The organism is Streptomyces sp. NPDC002076, assembly GCF_053593835.1.
The window spans coordinates 503,415-522,630 of record NZ_JBSFDI010000002.1 but is presented as its reverse complement, the minus strand read 5'-3'; the positions used below and the strand labels follow the sequence as shown (position 1 = coordinate 522,630).

Annotated in this window: 20 protein-coding genes and 2 pseudogenes; 11 read left to right on the top strand and 11 right to left on the bottom strand. The window is 68.9% G+C overall.

All coding sequences use genetic code 11. The annotated features are described in order from the left end of the window. Positions 1–127: 127 nt before the first annotated feature. A pseudogene (locus ACWCQS_RS06680) lies at positions 128–346 on the bottom strand (NF041680 family putative transposase); the annotation flags it as partial. Positions 347–487: 141 nt separating this feature from the next. Continuing rightward, positions 488–790 (bottom strand): VOC family protein, encoded by a 303-nt coding sequence (locus tag ACWCQS_RS06675; RefSeq protein WP_451003420.1) that lies wholly within the window; start codon positions 788–790, stop codon positions 488–490. A gap of 79 nt (positions 791–869) precedes the next feature. On the opposite strand from ACWCQS_RS06675, the gene ACWCQS_RS06670 reads away from it, so the two are divergent. Next, a complete protein-coding gene (locus ACWCQS_RS06670; RefSeq protein WP_451003525.1) occupies positions 870–1,760 on the top strand; it encodes an RNA-guided endonuclease InsQ/TnpB family protein in 891 nt (296 codons plus the stop codon). Between the two features lie 13 nt (positions 1,761–1,773). Here the strand turns inward: ACWCQS_RS06670 and ACWCQS_RS06665 are convergent, their stop codons facing one another. After that, positions 1,774–1,914 (bottom strand): hypothetical protein, encoded by a 141-nt coding sequence (locus tag ACWCQS_RS06665; RefSeq protein WP_451003419.1) that lies wholly within the window; start codon positions 1,912–1,914, stop codon positions 1,774–1,776. 408 nt (positions 1,915–2,322) lie between these two features. Between ACWCQS_RS06665 and ACWCQS_RS06660 the strand changes: the two genes are divergently transcribed. The 3 genes from ACWCQS_RS06660 to ACWCQS_RS06650 all read left to right on the top strand — a co-directional run bounded on the left by ACWCQS_RS06660 (position 2,323) and on the right by ACWCQS_RS06650 (position 3,847). Then, on the top strand, positions 2,323–2,487 hold the full coding sequence (locus ACWCQS_RS06660; protein ID WP_451003418.1) for a hypothetical protein: 165 nt from the start codon (positions 2,323–2,325) through the stop codon (positions 2,485–2,487). A 117-nt stretch (positions 2,488–2,604) separates the two neighbouring features. After that, entirely contained in the window at positions 2,605–3,243 is a 639-nt protein-coding gene (locus ACWCQS_RS06655) for an ATP-dependent Clp protease proteolytic subunit (RefSeq protein ID WP_450986181.1), read from the top strand. 1 nt (position 3,244) lies between these two features. Then, positions 3,245–3,847 (top strand): ClpP family protease, encoded by a 603-nt coding sequence (locus ACWCQS_RS06650; protein WP_451003417.1) that lies wholly within the window; start codon positions 3,245–3,247, stop codon positions 3,845–3,847. A 78-nt stretch (positions 3,848–3,925) separates the two neighbouring features. On the opposite strand, the gene ACWCQS_RS06645 is transcribed toward ACWCQS_RS06650, so the two are convergent. Continuing rightward, the gene (locus ACWCQS_RS06645) at positions 3,926–4,357 is read right to left on the bottom strand and encodes a helix-turn-helix domain-containing protein (protein ID WP_451003416.1); all 432 of its coding nucleotides are present in this window, start codon (positions 4,355–4,357) and stop codon (positions 3,926–3,928) included. Between the two features lie 469 nt (positions 4,358–4,826). Between ACWCQS_RS06645 and ACWCQS_RS06640 the strand changes: the two genes are divergently transcribed. The 3 genes from ACWCQS_RS06640 to ACWCQS_RS06630 all read left to right on the top strand — a co-directional run bounded on the left by ACWCQS_RS06640 (position 4,827) and on the right by ACWCQS_RS06630 (position 9,269). Further along, positions 4,827–6,656: a hydroxysqualene dehydroxylase gene (locus ACWCQS_RS06640; protein WP_451003415.1), complete on the top strand. Its 1,830-nt coding sequence runs from the start codon at positions 4,827–4,829 to the stop codon at positions 6,654–6,656. A 960-nt stretch (positions 6,657–7,616) separates the two neighbouring features. Further along, positions 7,617–8,078: an SRPBCC family protein gene (locus ACWCQS_RS06635; protein ID WP_451003414.1), complete on the top strand. Its 462-nt coding sequence runs from the start codon at positions 7,617–7,619 to the stop codon at positions 8,076–8,078. 312 nt (positions 8,079–8,390) lie between these two features. Next, the gene (locus ACWCQS_RS06630; RefSeq protein WP_451003524.1) at positions 8,391–9,269 is read left to right on the top strand and encodes a helix-turn-helix transcriptional regulator; all 879 of its coding nucleotides are present in this window, start codon (positions 8,391–8,393) and stop codon (positions 9,267–9,269) included. A 50-nt stretch (positions 9,270–9,319) separates the two neighbouring features. Here the strand turns inward: ACWCQS_RS06630 and ACWCQS_RS06625 are convergent, their stop codons facing one another. After that, positions 9,320–10,603, bottom strand: a complete 1,284-nt coding sequence (locus ACWCQS_RS06625) for a phosphatase PAP2 family protein (protein WP_451003413.1) — start codon at positions 10,601–10,603, stop codon at positions 9,320–9,322. Positions 10,604–11,226: 623 nt separating this feature from the next. On the opposite strand from ACWCQS_RS06625, the gene ACWCQS_RS06620 reads away from it, so the two are divergent. Together ACWCQS_RS06620 and ACWCQS_RS06615 are read left to right on the top strand one after the other, a co-directional pair. Next, positions 11,227–11,382 (top strand): DUF6131 family protein, encoded by a 156-nt coding sequence (locus tag ACWCQS_RS06620; protein ID WP_451003412.1) that lies wholly within the window; start codon positions 11,227–11,229, stop codon positions 11,380–11,382. 409 nt (positions 11,383–11,791) lie between these two features. Then, the gene (locus ACWCQS_RS06615; RefSeq protein ID WP_451003411.1) at positions 11,792–12,037 is read left to right on the top strand and encodes a hypothetical protein; all 246 of its coding nucleotides are present in this window, start codon (positions 11,792–11,794) and stop codon (positions 12,035–12,037) included. Between the two features lie 339 nt (positions 12,038–12,376). On the opposite strand, the gene ACWCQS_RS06610 is transcribed toward ACWCQS_RS06615, so the two are convergent. After that, positions 12,377–12,811, bottom strand: coding sequence for a hypothetical protein (locus ACWCQS_RS06610; protein WP_451003410.1), 435 nt, complete (start codon positions 12,809–12,811; stop codon positions 12,377–12,379). A 335-nt stretch (positions 12,812–13,146) separates the two neighbouring features. Next, positions 13,147–13,422: pseudogene (locus ACWCQS_RS06605) on the bottom strand (maleylpyruvate isomerase N-terminal domain-containing protein); the annotation flags it as partial. Positions 13,423–13,598: 176 nt separating this feature from the next. Here ACWCQS_RS06605 and ACWCQS_RS06600 point away from each other — a divergent pair. Next, positions 13,599–14,399 (top strand): SUKH-3 domain-containing protein, encoded by an 801-nt coding sequence (locus ACWCQS_RS06600; RefSeq protein ID WP_451003409.1) that lies wholly within the window; start codon positions 13,599–13,601, stop codon positions 14,397–14,399. Between the two features lie 12 nt (positions 14,400–14,411). On the opposite strand, the gene ACWCQS_RS06595 is transcribed toward ACWCQS_RS06600, so the two are convergent. The 3 genes from ACWCQS_RS06595 to ACWCQS_RS06585 all read right to left on the bottom strand — a co-directional run bounded on the left by ACWCQS_RS06595 (position 14,412) and on the right by ACWCQS_RS06585 (position 17,019). After that, positions 14,412–14,903 carry a DUF4265 domain-containing protein gene (locus ACWCQS_RS06595; protein WP_451003408.1) on the bottom strand — a complete coding sequence of 164 codons (492 nt, stop codon included), beginning with the start codon at positions 14,901–14,903 and terminating at the stop codon, positions 14,412–14,414. Positions 14,904–15,406: 503 nt separating this feature from the next. After that, entirely contained in the window at positions 15,407–16,366 is a 960-nt protein-coding gene (locus ACWCQS_RS06590; RefSeq protein WP_451003523.1) for a DMT family transporter, read from the bottom strand. A gap of 47 nt (positions 16,367–16,413) precedes the next feature. Continuing rightward, a complete protein-coding gene (locus tag ACWCQS_RS06585) occupies positions 16,414–17,019 on the bottom strand; it encodes a TetR/AcrR family transcriptional regulator (RefSeq protein WP_451003407.1) in 606 nt (201 codons plus the stop codon). Positions 17,020–17,360: 341 nt separating this feature from the next. Between ACWCQS_RS06585 and ACWCQS_RS06580 the strand changes: the two genes are divergently transcribed. Then, positions 17,361–18,473, top strand: coding sequence for an ABC transporter substrate-binding protein (locus tag ACWCQS_RS06580; protein WP_451003406.1), 1,113 nt, complete (start codon positions 17,361–17,363; stop codon positions 18,471–18,473). Between the two features lie 447 nt (positions 18,474–18,920). Here the strand turns inward: ACWCQS_RS06580 and ACWCQS_RS06575 are convergent, their stop codons facing one another. Continuing rightward, positions 18,921–19,094, bottom strand: coding sequence for a hypothetical protein (locus tag ACWCQS_RS06575; protein WP_451003405.1), 174 nt, complete (start codon positions 19,092–19,094; stop codon positions 18,921–18,923). Between the last annotated feature and the right edge of the window lie 122 nt (positions 19,095–19,216).

Sequence of the window (19,216 nt, the reverse complement as noted above, 5' to 3'; positions counted from 1 at the left end):
TGCGCGACGGACCAGCCCGGCCACTTCTCTTGTATGGGCCGGTTCCCCTTGGCCACGAGGCCAAGCGCGGTGCTGCGTGTGGGGTCCAGTCACTGGCGGCGGACCTTCGGCGCGGCCGGGCAACCCGGTCCGAGCGCAGCCGCGGTGACACGCCGACGGCCAGGACCACCCGGCCGTCCGGAGAGCGCGGCAGTGGCAGCCCGGCCAGCAGCTCACGCAGCCGGTCGACGTCGATGCAGCCCCGGTTGAGATCACCGTACGGCCCGCCGTGCCCCCGTCGGCGTTCGGGCAGCAGCGTCAGGTCGACCGGTGATGTCACCGGGCCGTCCGCGCACATCACCGCGTCGGTCGCGACTACGAACACGATCCCGCCACCAGCGAAGCCATGATCCGGTGGGCCGGCATCGGCCTCACGACCCGGTGCCGGCCGGGGTGAGGATTTCCATGAGATGTCCGTCGGGGTCGTGGAAGTAGCTGCCCCTGCGGCCTATGGCGCGCTCACTGTGGTGGATCTGCCCAATTTCTTGGCATGCGGCATCGCCGTATGAGGGATTCCGCCGTGCTGGATGCGGGCGAGGGCGGCGTCGAACTCCTGCTCGCTGACCATGGACGCGTGGTGGTGTGGCTCGAAGTCGTCGAGCTGGTCGTAGTCCAGGCTGACCTGGTTGGCCAGCGTGACCGGCATGAAGTGCGCCACCGGGGGATCGGCTCTCAGGCCGAGGACTTCGGCCAGGAACTGCGCCGAGGCTTGCGGGTCACGGGCGGGGACGATGGTGTGATTCAGTTCCACCTGGCTTTCGGGCAGGGTGCCCGGTCCTTCAGGGCCGGGGTGAATGCCCGCTCCCGCGTAGCGGGGCACGGGTAGCCGAATCGCCGCCAGGGCGATTCGGCGTCTCGCCGGTCTCAACAGCACGTCGCACGACGGCGACCAGCCAGGAGTCCGGTTCCGCCTCACCCGGCATGAACTGCCAAAGGCGAAGACGTTCCGCGTCACCTTCCGCAACGGTCAGTGGCACATCGCCTTCGCCGTCATCCCCGAGCCGATCGACGCGCCCGGCGCGGGCGAGGTCATCGGAATTGACCGGGGCGTGAAGATCACCGCCGCCCTCTCGGACGGCCGGAAGCTGAACTGCCCGCAGCTCACCGTCAGGGAGAGGGCGCAGATCCGCAAGCACCAGCGCCGGGCCGCCCGCGCCCCCAAGGGCAGCGAGAAGAAGACAGCCGAGTATGCGAAGCTGGCACGGCTGAGGGCACGTGAAGCGGACCGGCGCAAGGACTGGTGCGAGAAGACCAGCACCATGCTCGCCCGGTCGTACGGCCTGATCCGCTTCGAGAAGCTGAACATCAGGAGCATGACCCGCTCGGCGCAGGGAACCGTCGAGCAGCCCGGCAAGAACGTGCGCCAGAAGGCCGGTCTGAACCGGTGCATCCTCGCCCAGGGCTGGGGGCTCCTGCGCCGGCGCACCGAACAGAAAGCACCCGGCCGGGTCGAGGACGTCCCCGCCCCCTACACCTCCCTGCGGTGCAGTGCCTGCGGATGGATCGAGAAGAACTCGCGCAAGAGCCAAGCCGAGTTCGTCTGCGTGTCCTGCGGCTTCACCTGCAACGCGGACGAGAACGCAAGCCACAACGTCGCGGCAGGACAGGGTGGGAGTCCCCGCCCCCGGCGGTCAGCCGGTGCCGGAGGGGCGACAACGGCCACCGGCCGTTCGAGCGCCCGTGAACCTCAACCTGCCTGGGTTGGAATCCCCCTCTTTTAAGAGGGGGAGGATGTCAATGCGCCTCGAACAGGACCTGGAAGCCGGCCGCGGCCAGGTCCAAGTCGGCGAAGCTGTCGTTTACGGAGGCGCCCGGCGCGCTGGTGTCGATACGTGCCGCCGGTACGGCCGGGTCGGCACCCGGCACAAGCGTCACCGCGTCGGGGTGGTACCGCGGCATGCGGGCCGGGCCGCCCAGGCCTCCAGATCGAACTCCCTCGCCAGGCAGTGCGATCGGTTCATGGCTGCGCACAACTCGGCGTGGTTATGGGCAGCGGCCCTGACCATGAACTGCTTCGGCGTTCTCACGAGCGGATCACGTCCCGTTCCGTTCCGGGCGGCGAACGCTCTTCCGGTGTCGGCAGAAGGGCCAACGCGCTCGGAGGCCCGTCCGTCGGTTCCGGATGACGGATGTGACCGTCCAGCACTGTCGACGTTGCTGTAGTGGCTGACCGGGACCGCCAGTTCATCGGCGCGGATCTGCCACGAGCCGGCGCACGCCTCGGGTGAGCCGCCGTGCCCACCGTGCCCGCCGGGCCGTCGACCGCACCCGGCCGCGTTCGCCGTGTTCCCGGCCGAACTGCGGGTGCCACTGCGGCACACGACGGACCGGACGGAAATCACCCTGCGCTGGACGGAGTTCGAGCGAATCGGCCACTTGCCGGCCACGGAGGAACCGGACCTGCTGACGGAGGACGTACGGGCGTTGTTCCAGCGGCTGCGCGCGTAGGGCGGAGCCGTCCGCTCTGCCCGTGGCGAATCTGCGGCGGGCAGAGAAGTCGCATCCAGGGACCTCCCGAGGTCAAGAGTGGAGTCGACGGCATCCCCGCCTCGACAAGGAGACCAGATGACTCCACTGACCACGCTCCCGCCCCGCGCGGAGGAGGGTGACACACCGCCCAGCCGCTTCGACGACCATCTCGCGGCACAGCTGCTCGCCCAGCGGATCGTCCTCCTCGGCACACAGGTCGACGACGTGTCGGCCAACCGGGTGTGCGCGCAGTTGCTGCTGCTGTCGGCGGAGGACCCGCGCACCGACATCAGCCTGTACATCAACAGTCCCGGCGGCTCGGTCACCGCGGGTCTCGCCATCTACGACACCATGCGGCTCATTCCGAACGACGTCTCGACACTGGCGATGGGGTTCGCCGCCAGCATGGGCCAGTTCCTGCTCACCGTGGGGGCGCCCGGCAAGCGGTTCGCGCTGCCGAACGCGCGGATCATGATGCACCAGCCCTCAGCGGGCATCGGTGGCACCACCGCGGACATCGAGATCCAGGCGGAGAACCTCCAGTTCACCAAGAAGGCCATCGAGCGGATCACCGCCGAGCACACCGGGCAGAGCGAGGAGACGATCGCACGGGACGGCGACCGGGACCGCTGGTTCACGGCCGAGCAGGCCAGGGAGTACGGGATCGTGGACCGGGTGGTGGAGTCGCTCACCGACATCCGCCCGGCCGCGTCGCGCCGACGGATGGGGCTGTGACATGGGGTCGTACACGGTTCCCTACGTCATCGAGCGGACCGCACAGGGTGAGCGGTCCTACGACGTCTTCAGCCGGCTGCTGAACGAGCGAATCATCTTCCTAGGCACCGAGATCGACGACGGAGTCGCCAATGTGGTCATCGCGCAACTCCTGCATCTGGAGTCGGCGAACCCGGAGCACGAGATCTCGATCTATCTCAACTCGCCTGGTGGGTCGTTCACTTCGCTGATGGCGATCTACGACACGATGACGTTCGTGCAGGCGCCGATCTCCACGTTCTGCGTCGGTCAGGCGGCGTCGACGGCGGCGGTGCTGCTGGCCGGCGGAGATCCGGGGCGACGGTTCGTGCTCCAGCACGCGCGGGTGCTGCTCGGCCAGCCGGCCAGCGGCGGCCGGCAGGGGACGGTCTCCGACCTCAGCCTCGCGGCCAAGGAGATGGTCCGCATCCGCTCGCAAGTGGAGGAGGTCCTGTCCCGGCACACCCATCAGGACGTGGCGACGCTGCGCGCGGACATGGACCGGGACAAGGTGCTCACCGCCGAGGAGGCCGTCGCCTACGGGCTCGCCGACGAGGTGCTGAGCCGGCGGCTCGCGTTCGTCTGACCGCGCGGTCGCGGCCGAAGGCCGCCGAGCCGGCCGGTACGGCGGTGGTGCACCCCGTCTTACCGGCCGACGGTTCGGTCACGCCGCGAGGCAGAGGCCGTCGTAGCGCGCCGTGGGCGACGTGCGGCCCCGGCTCACCCGGCTCCGGGCGTACCGGGCCAACTCGTCCTGGGCGAGCGAGAGCAGGTCGGCGAGGCCGAGCCCGAGCGCCTGGGCGGCGGCCGCCAGCACCTCGGAGGAGGCCTCCTTGCGTCCGCGCTCCAGCTCCGACAGGTACGGCATCGAGATACGGGCCGCCTCGGCGACGTCCTTCAGCGTGCGCTCCTGGGCGAGCCGCTCGCGCCGCAGCACATCGCCGACGAGATCGCGCAACAAGGGTTCCTTCGGGGCGGGTGTCTGCGGGGCTCCCGCCGGTCGCTCCGGCGCGCGGCTCGCCCCACCGGAACCGGGCGGCGAGGTCTGCGGGCGCAGGGGGATGACGCGGGCTTCGTTCGGCGCATGAGTGCTCACCCCTTCAGCCTAGGGATCCGGGGCGCCGGGGGAAGGGAGCGGCGTTCTGCCCTGGGTGAAGCCGTGCGGGCGGACTGGAGATGTCGCGAGCCGGTGAACCTTCCCGGTTCTCGCCCCGCGAGCTGGTCCGCGTGCACGGACTGCTGATAGGCGGCAAGCGCCGGCGGTTACGCCGTCGAGTACGTCCCTGCCCATCGGGCAAGTACCGAGCCGTGGCCGGGCCGGTTCGCAAGCGGATGCCAGGAGACCCCTGCGCTGGTCAGCCGCGCCCAGGCGGTCGCCGTTGCAGGAGCGGCAGTTGAACGTCAAGACCCCGGCCACCATCGGCGCGGGCCGTCACGCGCTGGATCCTCACCCTTGCACGAACACGCTGGGCTTGGGGGTTGTCTCCTTGTGATTGTGAGGATGCTGTGGGTGGCGGGAGAACAGGCTTCCGGCCTCCGGCGCCTCTCCCTACGCTCCGGTTCACATGACAGCAGAACACTCGCAGCAGTCCGAGGAGAACGCCGGACACTCCCGCAGACGCTTCCTGGCCGCCGCCGGGGCGGCGGTCGCCGGAGGAGCGGTCGCGGCCACCGCCTTATGGCCCGCCGTTGGCGCCGCGGCCGCGCCGTCCGAGAAGCGCGTCGCCGTCCTGGGCGGCGGCGTCTCCGGCCTCAGCGCCGCCCATGAACTCGCCGAACGCGGTTACGCCGTCACCGTCTACGAGTACTACGACGCACTCGGCGGCAAGGCCCGCTCCATGGACGTCCCCGGCACTGCCGCCGGCGGTCGCGCACCGCTTCCCGCGGAGCACGGCTTCCGCTTCTTCCCCGGCTTCTACCGGAACCTGCCGGACACCATGCGCCGCATCCCCTTCCCCGGCAATGCAGCCGGCGTCCACGACAACCTCCGCAGCGGTACCGAGGCGCTGTTCGCGCGCGGCTCCGGCCGCCCGGACCTGCACTTCCCCCTGCGCCGGGTCACCACCCCGCCCGCACCCGGTGACATCACCCCGGCCTGGCTGCGCGACCAGATCCTCTCCGTCCTCGACCTCGGCACCCGGCTGCCCGCCCACGAGGCCGCCTACTTCGCCGACCGTCTGCTCGTCCACCTCACCAGCTGCGACGCCCGCCGTGAGGACGAGTGGGAGAAGACTCCGTGGTGGGACTTCATCCGGGCCGGCGAGATGAGCTCCGAGTACCAGGTGCTCCTCGGCATCGGCCAGACCCGCAATCTGGTCGCCACCCGCGCCGAGATCGCCTCCACGCGAACGGTCGGCCGCGTCATCATCGAGGCCCTGCTTCTGTGGGGCCTGCTCGGCCGGGGCATGGACGGCGACGCCGACGTCGACCGGGTCCTCAACGCCCCGACGAGCGAGGCCTGGATCTCTCCCTGGGAACGGTATCTGCGCTCGCTCGGCGTCGAGTTCGTGCTCGGCACGGAGGTTCGGGAGGTGCTGTACGAGGGCGGCCGTGTAACCGGCGTCCGTGTCGCGCCCCGCGACGGCGGCCCGGAGCGCACAGTCACCGCCGACCACTACGTCTCGGCGATGCCCGTCGAACACGCCCGCGCCACCTGGGGCCAGGCCCTGCGCGCGGCCGACCCGCAGCTCGGCCGGTGCGACGCGCTGAAGACGGACTGGATGACCGGCGTGATGTTCTATCTGCGCACGCCCACCCCCGTCGTGCACGGGCACATCAACTGCCTCGACTCGCCCTGGGCGGTGACCGGCATCGGACAGTCCCAGTTCTGGGACGTACGGGACTTTTCGCGGGACTACGGGGACGGACGGGCCCATGAGTGCCTGTCCACGATCATCTCTGAGTGGGACAAACCCGGTATCCTGTACGGCAAGAGCGCCCGTGAGTGCACCAAGGACGAGATCGTCGCCGAACTCTGGGCCCAGCTCAAGGACGGGCTGAACGACTCGGGCAAGACGACCCTCACCGACGAGGACCGACTCGGCTGGTTCATGGATCCGGCCGTGACGGGTCTCGGCGGCCCCGACCCGCGCAACCGCGAGCAGCTCCTCATCCACCCCACGGGCACCCTCTACAATCGCCCCTCGGCCCGTACCAGGGTGCCGAACTTCTTCCTCGCCGGCGACTACGTCCGTACGGACGTGGACCTGGCGACGATGGAGGGCGCCAACGAGTCCGCACGGCGAGCGGTCAACGCGCTGCTCGACGCGGACAATTCGGGCGCCGAGCGGTGTCGCGTCTGGGAACTGTTCCGCCCGCCGGAACTGGAGCCCCTGAAACGGGTGGACGAGGCGCGCTATCGGCTGGGACTGCCCAACACCTTCGACCTGGGCTGAGCCCGTACGGCTGCCTGGAATGAGCCCGAAGGGCCGCTGCCCCCGAACGGCTGGGGCCCTGCGCTCCCTCCCCACATGCTCGCCCAACCGCAAGGCGACCAACTACCGACATGGCTCGAAGAGGCCATCGCCAATTCCGACCTACCCAGTATCCGCAGGTCCGCCCAGCACCTCGAACGCGGCCCTGACGCCCGTCGTATTGATCTCCCTGCTGATCCGTGTCCAGCGTGCCGGCCCGGTCCTGGAGATCGGGACCTCCAACGGCTACTCGGCGATCTGGTTCGCCGATGCGGTCCGCGACACCGGCGGCCTGCTGACGAGTGGAGATCGACTAGACACGGGTCGCGGCGGCGCGGCGGAATCGCGAGCGCGCTGGGGGTCCTGTCCAAGACGCCCGACACCTCGGTCGACCTCGTCGTACTCGACGCGGAGCGGCCCGCCTCCGTGGAGGACGGCCACATCTGCGTCGGGTGCTGAAGCCGCACGGCTTGGTGGTCGTCGACAATGCGGTCAGTCACCGGGAGCAGCTGGTCCCTTTCTGGAACCTGCTCTCTGGTGACCCGGCGTTCAACGTACAGCTCCACGAACTGGGCGACGGCGTACTCACCGCCGTCCGGGTGCGCCGACCAGCCAGACGCCGGGAAATCTGCCATTCGACGCACGTCGGTCGCTGTCCGCCGGACGAGAAACTCCTTGGCTGCTTGGCGCAGACCAGGCTGGCACCGTATTGGATGGCTGGCGGTTGGCCTGGCCAGGTCGATGGCTCCGGAATTCGCCCACGGCTCGCCAAGAGGGCGTGCGGGAAGTGTGCGGCCAGCGTGGACTCGCCTCTCAACCTACTGGCCGCCCGGCCATGTCATATGCCCCAGCGCCCCCGGGTCGCGGTAGCACGAGCCCGGGGTAGTAGCCGGTGGCGCGGCGGGTACTCGCCCAGCATCAGATCGATCAACGGAGGCACTGATGAGCACGGTCAAGGAAACAGTGGAAGTCGACGTTCCAGTGCGCACCGCATACAACCAATGGACGCAGTTCGAGGCGTTCCCGGACTTCATGGAAGGCGTCGAGGAAGTCAGGCAGCTGGACGATCGCCACAACCACTGGACCACCAAGATCGGCGGAATCCGCCGGGAGTTCGACACGGAGATCGTCGACCAGCTTCCCGATGAGCGCATCACATGGCGTACCACCAGCGGTGACACGGCCCAGAAGGGATCGGTCCGCTTCCAGCGGGTGGACGACATGCACACCAGGGTGGAACTCGTCATGGATGTCGAACCGAGCGGGGCCGCAGAGAAGGCCGCGGACATGCTCGGGACGCTCGACCGACGTATCAAGGGAGACATGAAGCGCTTCAAGCAGTACATCGAGCAGCGCGGAGAAGAGTCCGGAGCGTGGCGCGGACGCATCAGGCCGGGAGGGTAGCGCTACATCCCATAACCGAACCGTACGTCCCTCAGGCTGCGGCCCGCCGCCACCGTCCCAGGCAATGAGGGGACCGAACGCGCACAGTACCCGCCCGGCCACGGCCAGGGACGAGACCCCGAGGAGATGACGCGTCGGGGCTGGACGGCTCATACCCGGCACGCCCCGCCGGGGATGCCGTTGCCGGGTTGTGCGTCGGCTCGAGAGCCGGACGCGGCGGCGGCAGGCGCGGAAACGGGGAAACACATCCGGGGAGGCCGATATCCTAGGAGTGATTTGTCCCCCCCTGGCGGGGGTGGGATCGGTGCCACGCTGGGAAGCACGACCAGCAACGTTCCCCTCAATGAGCTGGGAGAATTCCTCAAAACACGCCGCGCCGAGCTGAGCCCGCGCACAGTCGGACTGCCGGAGACAAGGGCACCGCACCGGGTAGCCGGACTACGCCGCGAGGAGGTCGCCCAGCTCGCCTCGATCAGCACCGACTACTACACACGCCTGGAGCAGGGCCGTATGCAGGCATCCGCTCCGGTGCTGGACGTTCTTGCCCGCGGGCTCCATCTGGACGACGACCAGCGGGCGTACCTCTTCCAGCTCGCCGGTAAGACCGCCGGCCGTCCCCGGCGTCGCGGCAGGCACAAAGTGCAGCCACAGCTGCAGCGTGTGCTGGACGACCTCACCGCCACCCCGGCCATCGCGCAGGGGCGCCGCGGCGACATCCTGGCCTGGAACGCACTGGCCGCCGCCCTGGTCACCGACTTCTCCCAGATCCCGGAAAAGCACCGGAACTATCCCCGGATCCAGTTCACCGATCCGGCCATGCGCACCCTTTACGTCGACTGGGAGACCTCCGCGCAGATTTCCGTGGCCCAGCTGCGGATGGAAGCGGCGAAATACCCCGAGGACCCGCGCCTCATCGAGCTGGTCGGTGAACTGTCGATGAGTGACAAGCAGTTCGCCCAGTGGTGGGGCGAACACCGGGTCGCCGCCCGGACCGTGGGCACGAAGACGCTCAATCATCCAGTCGTCCGTGAACTCGCCCTGGACTGGGACACGCTCACCGCCAACACCGATCCCGATCAGCACCTGACCGTCTGGACCGCCGCCCCCGGCTCCCCCACGCACGAACGGCTCCGCATTCTCGCCTCCTGGGCGGCCGACCGAAACCTCTCGGCCTCGGCCTCCGTCAACTGACCGCCTGCTGGGCTTCCGGGGCTCGGGTGCCTTTCCTTATGCAACATGGCTCACACAGGTTCGGGTTGCGGCTCCGGTTGCCGCACTGGTGCAGCCTCCGGATCCCACAGTTTGGTGGTGCGTATGTAGCCGCGGACAACTGAGGTCATCGCCAGAATGAGAAGGGGTCCAAACACCCACGGATGTTCGGCCATCTGGATCGGCAGATACCGGTACGACAGCAAGAGCGCAGCAAAAACCGTTGTGCCGTAAGCGACCAGCTGGATTCCTGACCGGTCCCAGCCGTATGCGAGCGAACGCAGCGCTGCCTCGATCGTGAGGGCAAACACCACACCGGCAATGAGATCGGCGCCGTAGTGGTAGCCGAATCCCAGTGTTGCGCCGAGCGTGGCAACCAGCCAGAACGCGCCGGCGAATCGCAGCATCCGTGGGCCCTTGCGGGAATGAACGAAAATCGCGGTTGCCCACGCCGTGTGCAGGCTGGGCATGCAGTTGCGCGGGGTGATCTCGTCGAACGGTATCTGATGCGGGGCATGAATCGGCGGCGGTGTGTCCGGCCACAGGTTGGCCACCGCCCAGTGCCCGCCGCCGGCGCCATAGGCGAAGACCGGTCCGACCACCGGGAAGATCATGTAGATGGCCGGGCCGAGGATGCCGATGACCAGAAAGGTGCGCACCAGATGGTGGCTCGGGAATCGGCGCTCGACCGCCACGTTGCGCAGCTGGTACGCCGCGACGACGACTGCGGCCACCGCCAGCTGAATGTAGACGTAGTCGAGAACATGGGCGCCGATCGGACCGGTGGCCCTGACCATCCGGCCTGCCAGCCACGACGGGTTGCCCAGCGCGTGATCGACGGTTGCCACATGCTGGTCGAACACGGCGGGACGAGTCTTCGACGTGATCAGTAGCCAGGTGTCGCCGGCCTTGCGGCCGGCCACCAACAGCAGGCCCAGTCCGACGCCTTGCAGCAGCAGGACACGCTCCCGGCCCCTTCGGCGTGTCACAGCGATGACCGCGCAGCCCAGAATCACCCACAATGCGCCGTTGCCGAAGGGGTGGCCATCCGTGATCTTGATGTTGAGCGCCCACCGCACGAACAAGAAGCCGATGTCGATGCCGATCGCGGCACCAGCCGCGATGAGCCGTTGCCGCCAGGTGAGCACCACCATCATCAACGCCATGCTGGCGTACAACAGGAAACCCGACTTGGGAGGAAATATCACCTCCCGCACCTGGCTGGTGATCGGCCCCGGCAGGCCGTAGCGACGCGCGGCGACCTCCAGCGCGACGAGGAATCCGAGGGTCGCCACAGCCACCGCAGCCCACAGCATCACCCGCGGCCGGCGGCACGCGGAGAACGCGGATCTGCACTTTGTTCGCGAAATCACCCGCGGTGCGATAGGTATCAATTGTTTGGCCGATTTATTAGATGTCAATCAAATAGCTCACCCTTCGCCCGGACAGCACGGCGTTCCGGTGAAGGAGGGGCGGCGAGGGAGCCTCGTAAGTTCGATCATGCTACCCGAGCCGTACAACTGGTTTTCACCCGTTGCCGGTGGCGCGAAGGCAGGCCGTGAACCAGCAGTGCGAGCGGGGAGGTTGGCATACCGACACAATGACGACGAACAATGATCAGTGCGCCCGTGGCGGCATCGGCACGGTCGCGGCGGCACGCCCACCTTCCCGCCAGGGCTGCCGACAGCCGCGGGTGATACTCCACTACCGTCCGACGCCAGACGGATACTTTGTGTGACACTCTGGGTCGACAAGTCGAGACCGATCCTGCTCCGGAACCGGAAATGGTCCCGGCAAGCCGTCCTGCTCTCTTTGCACACGCTGAGATGCCCCGGAATGCGAAGCAGCTCCCGCGGATTCCGCTGTTTTCCGGGTGGCGTATCACGTTCCAGTCCGGGCACTCGGATGTTACGAGCGATTCTTCACCAGGAGGCTTATCATGATCGCCGTCGGTGTCATCTTGCTCATCATCGGTTTCGTCACGGGGATCTCCATCCTGTGGACCATCGGCGTAATCCTCGCCGTCGTAGGGGCGGTGCTGTGGATCCTGGGCTCCATGGGGCACGCGGTCGCCGGCCGACGGCACTACTGGTAGGCATGAGGTCCTCATTCCGGCCTCCGGGGCCGAACCTTCCGGATCGCGCCTGAGGGACGGAGATGGGTTCGTTCCTCCGGGCAGCCGGGTCGTTCAGCCCCGGGGGCCAGTATTGTTGTGCCCGGAGAGGCCGTCGGAGCTGAATGAGGTACACCGTCCGCCACCAGGCTTCGTGTCAAATGCTCAGATATGCCCCTCATATTCATATGCTTCCGGCGATTCCCTTCCCTGAACCGGGAGACAGGGATTCGTAAGACGGTACGAAATTGGGGTACTGGAGCGGTGGCCGCAGCCGTGATCGCCGGATCCATCGGCACGGCGGTTACCCTTGCCTCACCCCCGTCCCCCCCAGCACATGCCGACCGCCACGGCTCCGGCCTCATCCTCAGCCGAAATTTCCGCCAGGGACGTGCATGCCTGGCAGCAATTCCGGCTCCGCGGTGTCGCCAGCAATGTGCCCTCCGGCACGAGGGTCACTCTCCAGCAGGAGGTGGGCACGCGAGGCTGGGGCAATCTGCCGGCGTCGATGCACACGGACACGCGCTCGACGTACAACATGCGTGTCGTACTGGGCGTGAAGGGGCACAACAAGCTTCGTCTCGTCGACAGCAGGATGCTGGTCGTCTCCCCGGTGATGGACGTCTGGGTGCACTGACCCGCGGTCACTCCCGCACCGTACGGGTGCGTCCCGCGCTGCGGCTCGGGAGCCACCCGTATGTCGTGGTGAAGGCAGGCACCTGGCGCCTGACACCTGACATTCCAAGGCCGGTACTGCCGACGCGTCACGTGGGGCACGCGACGGCTGCGGATGTTCCCCGGGTCGGTGATGCCGGTGAGGAGACACGAGTCGAGCAGGGCCCGTACACCGTCGCGGTCCCATCCGGGCGAGGTGAAGGTGAGGCTCTGGCATCGGTCGCCCTGTTCGGGGTGCGAGCCGACCGTCGCTGTCCCAGCGATCCGGCTCTGGCTCCGACCATGAGCTTGCAGGCAGTCCTCATCCCTGCCAGAGGAAGGCGGCCTCGCTACAGGGGTGGCAGTGAAAGACGTAGCCGCGCCCACCTCCGCCAAAGTTCGCGGAGGTCGCGAAGTCTGATCCCTCTTCGAGTTCGGCCGTGAATGTCATACGGGCGGTGCAGGAGGGACAGGCAGGGGTCTCGTCGCCTTGGATCCAGTCGGGTTCGCCACCCAGCCGTCCCAGAGCCGGCTCCGCGGTTGGGGTGTCGGCTGGGTGGGGGCGCAGAGCGGTCACCGCACCGAGCAGCGTCTCGCCCTCGGCGGGAACGGTGGCCGGCGACAGCTGACCTCTGAACACGAACGCGCGGTTGGCACCGGCGGTGGCGTCCCAGTCGTCGCACATGCCCGGGTCGTTCTGGCAAAAGAAGACCGCGATCGCCCCCGTATCGAGGGGCAGATGAGCGAGGAACTGCATGGGCCCGCCACACTCGCGGCAGTTCGGCCAGCTCCATCCGTCCGGGACGAGTGGCACTCCCCCCGTGCGCAGTTCGGGAGCATCAGCTACGGCTTCCCCGCCGTGGACCAGCAGCATGGCCAAAGCCTAGGGGCAGCCTTCCCCACTCCGACCGGAGGGGGGCGGCCGGGCGCTGCCAAGCCAAGATTCGCCGGAGCCCCTAGGCGGTGGCGCGTCGTCACGTCCTACTTTGATCTTGGCCAGTGCTCCGGCGTCTACGCCGGGGGTGGAGGTCATCTCAGCACTGCTCTGACAGTGAGAGCACGGGTCCGCGGTGTTCAGCTCAGCCCACGGGGCGCTTCTAGTTCTCGATGTGCTGTTTCACGACGGTCAGGGGTGCCCCGCCGCAGCTTGCGGACTCGACGGGGAGCGGCAGCCGGGCCGGCGTCGACGGCGGCGGACCAGAAGCGGTGCACCTTGGGCAGGTGCTGCACCAGATCCAGCAGCGTCCACTCGGGGCAGGTCGGCACCTGCACGTCGAGGCTGGGCGCGGAGGCGACCGCGGCGCGGAAGGCGATCGACCGTTCGTCGATCAGCCGCAGCAGAACGGGGAACTCCGGAGTCCTTTCCACGCCTTCTTCCGCCAGTGTGATCTCCGGATCCGTGGAGTGGGACGTCAGCATGGCACCCGTGTTCTTCGCGGTGTCGAGGCACAGGATTGTTGCAACCGCCTGCGGTCCTCGCAGAGGTGTGTGCTCTTCTCGCGCAGCCTTCCATGCGCTGAGATGATCTTGCAAGGATGGGACGCATGGTCAGCGTCGAGGAGTGGCTCCGGGTCCGCAGAGGTCTGTGCTTGGGACAGAGGTTCTGCGGGACGGTGACTGCGGTCCCGAATCCGGGCGCGACTGGGCTCTTCGTCGACATCGGCCTCCCGGTCGGTGGGTTCGTCGACGTACTGCTGCTTCCGTCGGACGCGCATCGATGGCCGACAGTGGGCACTGTGGCGGAGTTCGAGGTCTGGTGGGCTGACAAGCGGGCTCAGGTGCGACTCAAGCCAGTGGACCGCCGGTTCTTGCGCGAGGACTTCGACGAATGGCAGGCGCGGAGGCGGCCGGACTGGCCGGAGAACACGCCTGTAGACCAGGCATGGGTGGAGGCAGAGGCTGCGCCGCTGCGAGAAGACGGCGCGGTTGAGGAGACGTTGCGTGCCGCTGGGTGGCGACCAGGGCGACGGGTTCCGGTCCAGCTGTGGCGCGAGATGCTGGAGGCAACGGGCCTGGTCCGTATGCATGAGGCTGCCGAACTCTTCTTGTCCGAGTTCGGTGGCTTGGACGTGCGGATCAGCGGCCCCGGCATCGATGTTGCGAAGACGCCGTTCCACTTCGATCCCGAGCAGGTGGTGGGCGAGGAGGACCGCTTCGCGGACTGGAGCGTGACGGTCGGACGGGACATCTTCCCGATCGGCGAGCTCGACGAGGGCCGATTCTTCCTCGGCATCGACGAGGGTGGTGAGATCTGTCTGATCGAGACCTGGGTGGCGACGTTCGGCCGGGCCCAGGAAGCGTTGGAGAAGCTCGTTCTGGGCATCGCGCCGCGGCGTATCGGGTGAGGCTGGGACTTGTCAGGGGCGGGCGGAGAAGGGCCGGCCGGATGCCCATTCCCAGAAGGCCTGGCCCTTGTGCACCATCTCCTCCGTCACCGCAATGAGTCCGGGGGCGCCGGTGTCTGAGGGGATGTCGACGGCGATGAAGCGCTCGCCGCTCCATTCGCTCAAGAGCCCCGCCGCGAGGACCTCGGCCTTGATCCGCTCGGTTGCTCGCTGAAGATCGGCAGTCGGCAAGTCAGGGACGAACAGCAGTCGGAGGGTCCGGTGCCCGGCGGTCCGGACCACCTCGCTCACGTGGTCGTCGCCGGTCAGCAGGACGGTGTCACCCAAGGCGAGCCCGTAGGTGAACAGCGGGATGCAGGCGACTTCGTAGCTGCCGTCTTCGTTCGCCGGCTTGAGCCACAGCTGCTCGACCTGGCCGTCCAGACCGAAGGGGCCCAGGTCCGCCTGTGCGATGTAGTTGCTCGTGGACCGTCCGACTGGGTCGTCGTGGACGATGAACTTCATCGGGTGCGTCCTCTCGACCGACTGCACTGGTCCGCCATGATGCCGTAGTGAATCGCAGGGGATGTGGTCAGGGCATCGGTCGGCGCCGTCGCTGTATCGCTCTCGCCTTCGCTGCACCGGGACCTGCGGCGCGAAGAGGCGGAGGACCCCGTGGGCGGGCCTCGGCAGATGGCAGCAGCAGGACTACACCGTCGCCGGGCTCCAGCGGCGCAGAGTCCGCGTGATGCGGGTGCACCCGGCAGGTTCGTGTTCCGGGGCCGGCGGGTGGCCTCAGCGCCCACTGGGATTCCCGTCGGCCTGCTGGTGGTCCGGAGATTGAAGGTCGCCACGACCGAGCCGCGCCGGGTCCGCGCCGAGATTTCGTCCGGCCGGGACACGGCCTTCTTCAGTCCCGCGCTCACGATCCGATACGGCGTGCTCGAACCGACACCGCTCGGGGTGCGCCGCGCTGTTGTGGCCGGGGTCGGCGGACCCAAGGGCCGGGCAGGTCCGCGCGGATGGCCTCAAGGTCGGCCAGGGGCCAGATCGCGCTCCACCGCATCGGGGACGTCGTCCGCGGGAACCGGCCCGCTGGGCCGCCGGCGCCGGCCGGGGACGGCGAGTGCCGGGCTGGTGAGGACGGCGAGGCATGCGACGACGAGTGCGATGCCGGCCCAGCCTGCGGCGGGGAGGCGTTCGCCGACGACCAGGACGGCGAGTACGGCCGCGACGGCCGGTTCGAGCAGTGACAGTGTGGTGGCGGTGCTGGCGGGGACGTGCGCGAGTCCCCAACCGAAGAGGACGTAGCCCGCGAACATGGGCACCAGCGCCATATAGGTGCCGACAGCCGCGTTGGACCAGGAGCCGATGAGCGGAGCACCGGTGGCCAGCAGGACGGGCAGGAGGAGCAGCCCGCCGAGTCCGAAAACCGCGCCCATCGCCGCGCGGGAGGCGATACGGCGGGTGATGAGCCCGTGCGCGGCCCAGGAGTAGAGGGCGTAGGTCGCGGCGGCGACAAGGCCGAGGCTCACGCCGAGCAATGTGGTGGCGACGGATGTCCGTCCCGTGTCGTCGGCGGCGCGGGCGGCTTCGGCGACGCACAGCAGGACGGTGCCGAGCAGACCGAGCGCGGCTGCGACTGTCCACCGGCGGGTGAGCCGGCGGCCGTCCACGACGCGTTCGATCAGGGCCGAGGCGAGCGGGGCGGTGCCGATCGACACCACGGTGCCCACGGCGACTCCGGCCAGGCGCATGGAGCTGTAGAACGCGAGGGGGTAGACCGCCACCGAGACGGCGCCGAGGAGTACCGTGCGGCGCTGCTCGCGCAGGCGGGATGCCTCGCGGGCGATCTGCGGGGCGGCGCCGAGGGCTTGCAGGAGTCCGCCCAGTCCCATGGCGACGGCACCGATGGCGAGCGGGCCCACGTCCGGGGCGAACGTGGCGGCCGTGCCGGTCGTGCCCCACAGAACGGAGGCCGCCAGCACGCACAGGGCCCCCATCCCCGCCGAGCGGCCGTGTCCGGCGGGCCGCTTCACAGCCGGTCCAGCAGGGCCGCCGCGATGGAGCGGGCGTGCTGCAGGCGGCCGTCGTCGCCTTCCAGTCCGGCGCGGGCCATCGCACCCTCCAGGAGGAAGGCGAGGTGCTCGGCCACCGCCTGTGCCTCGTCGGAGCGCCCTGGGAGCAGTTCCTCCAGGTGGCCCGCGATCAGGCGCTCGACTTCCTCCTTGTGCGCGCGTACCACGGCCCGGCCTGCGTCTCCGGCCGGGAGCTCGGCGGCGGCGTTGAGGAGGCCGCAGCCGCGGAAGCCGTGCTCGTAGGCGAACGCCGCGTGGTCGGCGTAGGCGTCGAAGACCGCCAGTACGGCGTCCCGCGGGCCCTGGGCCTGCGCCAGGCGCGCCCGGTACAGGCCGAGCCATTCTTCGTGCCGGTCGTCGAGGTAGGCCCTGACCAGGTCGGCCTTGGAGGAGAAGTTGTTGTAGAGGCTCATCTTCGCCACGCCGGCCTCGGCGGTGATCGTGTCGATGCCGGTCGCCGCCACCCCGTCGGCGTAGAAGCGGCGAGCCGCCGCCGCCAGCAGCCGCTCCCGGGCAGGACGCCGCCGTCCGCTCTCCCCCGTGCTCACACCGGTCTCGCTCATCACATTCCAAACTAGGTAGGTAGGTCTACCTAGATTATGGGAGCGGCACGGACCAGGCAAGAGGGGGTGTCAGCGGGCCCGGGCCTCAGGCGGTGGCTTCGGGAATCTCGGAGATGACCTTTGAGGTGCAGGCGCTTGTCAGTGCCGATGACCACCAAGCTCGGCCGCTCAGCGAACAAATAGTCGGTTGCCCGTTGGCGACGGTGGTGGATCCAATACCGGCGTGATCATCCGGGCGGACCCGCCGCTGCGAGAGTTGCGATGAACGCGAACCGCCTGCCCCGCCCGGCGCGCGATCCGGGCGGACCGTGACCGCATCGTCCCAGGGGAGACATCACCCGATGAACACGCCACCATCGCCGTTCGGAGCGGAGCACACAGACGGGTCGTCCGTTCGCCTGGGCGCTCTCGTCCCGCTGACGCGGCCCGGCTGGGTCGAGGCGGGCCGGCACCTGCTCGCAGGACTCGAGCTGGCCGTTCGCGAGGTCAACGACGCCGGCGGGGTCGACGGCCGACCGCTGGAGCTGGTGGTCCGGGACACCGCGGCCGATCCGGAGCGGGCCACGGCGGCCGTGGACGAACTGGCCGGCCTGGGTGTGGCCGCCCTGGCGGGCGAGTACCACAGCGTGGTCGCTCGCGCCGCCGCCGTCCGGGCCGACGCCCTCGGCGTGCCCTTCCTCTGTTCGTCCGCTGTGCTCGACGCGCTCACCGAGGAGCCGACGGAGTGGGTCGCGCGTCTGGCTCCGGCCCAGTCCCGTGGATGGCGGATCTACGCGGACCTCCTCCTCGGCGCGGGCCGTCGCCGGATCGCCGTGGCGACCCAGCCGAGCATCTATTGGGCGTCCGGGACCCGCGTCCTGCGGGACCACCTCGCTGCCCGCGGCGGCACCGTCGTAGAACTCGACACAACCGCGCTCACTCCCGAGGCCCTCTGCGACGCGCTCGTCGACCACGGCGCGACGGCGCTCCTCCTACTGGTCGGCCATCCGGAGCCGGCAGTGCCGATCGTCAGGGCCGTCCGGAGCGACCGGCGGCTCGCGGAAATCCTGATCGGCGCTCCGGCCGGACAGCCGGAGTTCGCCGAATGGGCCGCGGCACTGGGCGAGGACGGCGCCGGGATCCCGTTCCTGCGCTACCTGCCCGAGCGCCTCGGTCCGCTCGGCGAACGCGTCGCGAAGCAACTCCGCGAGCAGCTGGGCGACGCACCCTCCTTCGTCGCCTTCGAGGGCTGGGACACCGTCGCCGTCCTCGCCGAGGTGCTGCGTTCCCACGGCACGGACCGGGCGGCCATCGCCAAGACATGGCAGCGCGTGGCGGTCGAGGGTACCCGCGGGCCGATCCGGCTCTCCCGCACGCCGGGCATCAGCGTTTGGCAATGGGTCTGGGCACCGATCCGAGTCGTTGATCGGGACCCGGCGGAACCCGATCGCTTTCGGATCCTCCATGCCGGCTGAGAGAACGCGGAGGTTCGACTGCTCAGATCTGTCCGGGCGGCCGCGCAGGTGTCGCACCCATTCGTCGAGTACGGCGATGAGGACTGTCGCCTCGCAGCGGACAGCCAGTTCGCCGCAGCGAGCGGCGACCGCCCCCGGCAGACCACCGGCGGGGCAGCGCCGCCACCGGTGGCCAAGCTTGGTCAGCAGCTCGGGAACGGTCGCCTTGACTCCTCGTACGCGCACGTGGGCACGGGTGACGCGAGAACCATAGGCCCGGTCGGCCCGTACCCGATCAGGGCGGCCGCGGGCACGGCCCGGTCCGAGCCGAGCAACCCGGATCCCCGCCAAGTCCGCTCGGAACTGCGGGGGTTGCTCGCTGACTGTGCGTGATGCGGAGCGAGAGTGAACGTTGACGCTGTGCGCAGGCCAGGTGAATCTTTGTGTTCAGCCCGCCCCGGGGCCGAGTCAAGGATCTCTGCTCGGCCGGGGTGCTGTCAGGCGTCCGGTGTCGGCGGCCTCTTCGAGCAGGTCCATGACGTGGTTGTGGAAGCGGCGTTCGGCGTCACGGCATGGGGCGTTGAAGAAGACTCGTTGGGCTTCGGCGAGATCACAGTTCAGCAGACCCATGGTCACGAACACGGCTTCCACTCCGTGCGGCAACTGCCACCCCCCAACGCACCGATCCGTCGTCCGCGCGGATTCCAAGTGTCATGCACCTGATAACCATGCGGGCCAAGCCGTTCACCGCACGGCAACGGTGA

Bases quoted from the DNA above. Each gene is read 5' to 3' on its own strand.
- ACWCQS_RS06655 (WP_450986181.1), top strand. From the start codon at position 2,605: ATGACTCCACTGACCACGCTCCCGCCCCGCGCGGAGGAGGGTGACACA.
- ACWCQS_RS06650 (WP_451003417.1), top strand. From the start codon at position 3,245: ATGGGGTCGTACACGGTTCCCTACGTCATCGAGCGGACCGCACAGGGT.
- ACWCQS_RS06640 (WP_451003415.1), top strand. From the start codon at position 4,827: ATGACAGCAGAACACTCGCAGCAGTCCGAGGAGAACGCCGGACACTCC.
- ACWCQS_RS06635 (WP_451003414.1), top strand. From the start codon at position 7,617: ATGAGCACGGTCAAGGAAACAGTGGAAGTCGACGTTCCAGTGCGCACC.
- ACWCQS_RS06625 (WP_451003413.1), bottom strand. From the start codon at position 10,603: ATGCTGTGGGCTGCGGTGGCTGTGGCGACCCTCGGATTCCTCGTCGCG.
- ACWCQS_RS06620 (WP_451003412.1), top strand. From the start codon at position 11,227: ATGATCGCCGTCGGTGTCATCTTGCTCATCATCGGTTTCGTCACGGGG.
- ACWCQS_RS06610 (WP_451003410.1), bottom strand. From the start codon at position 12,811: ATGCAGTTCCTCGCTCATCTGCCCCTCGATACGGGGGCGATCGCGGTC.
- ACWCQS_RS06600 (WP_451003409.1), top strand. From the start codon at position 13,599: ATGGTCAGCGTCGAGGAGTGGCTCCGGGTCCGCAGAGGTCTGTGCTTG.
- ACWCQS_RS06595 (WP_451003408.1), bottom strand. From the start codon at position 14,903: ATGAAGTTCATCGTCCACGACGACCCAGTCGGACGGTCCACGAGCAAC.
- ACWCQS_RS06585 (WP_451003407.1), bottom strand. From the start codon at position 17,019: ATGAGCGAGACCGGTGTGAGCACGGGGGAGAGCGGACGGCGGCGTCCT.
- ACWCQS_RS06580 (WP_451003406.1), top strand. From the start codon at position 17,361: ATGAACACGCCACCATCGCCGTTCGGAGCGGAGCACACAGACGGGTCG.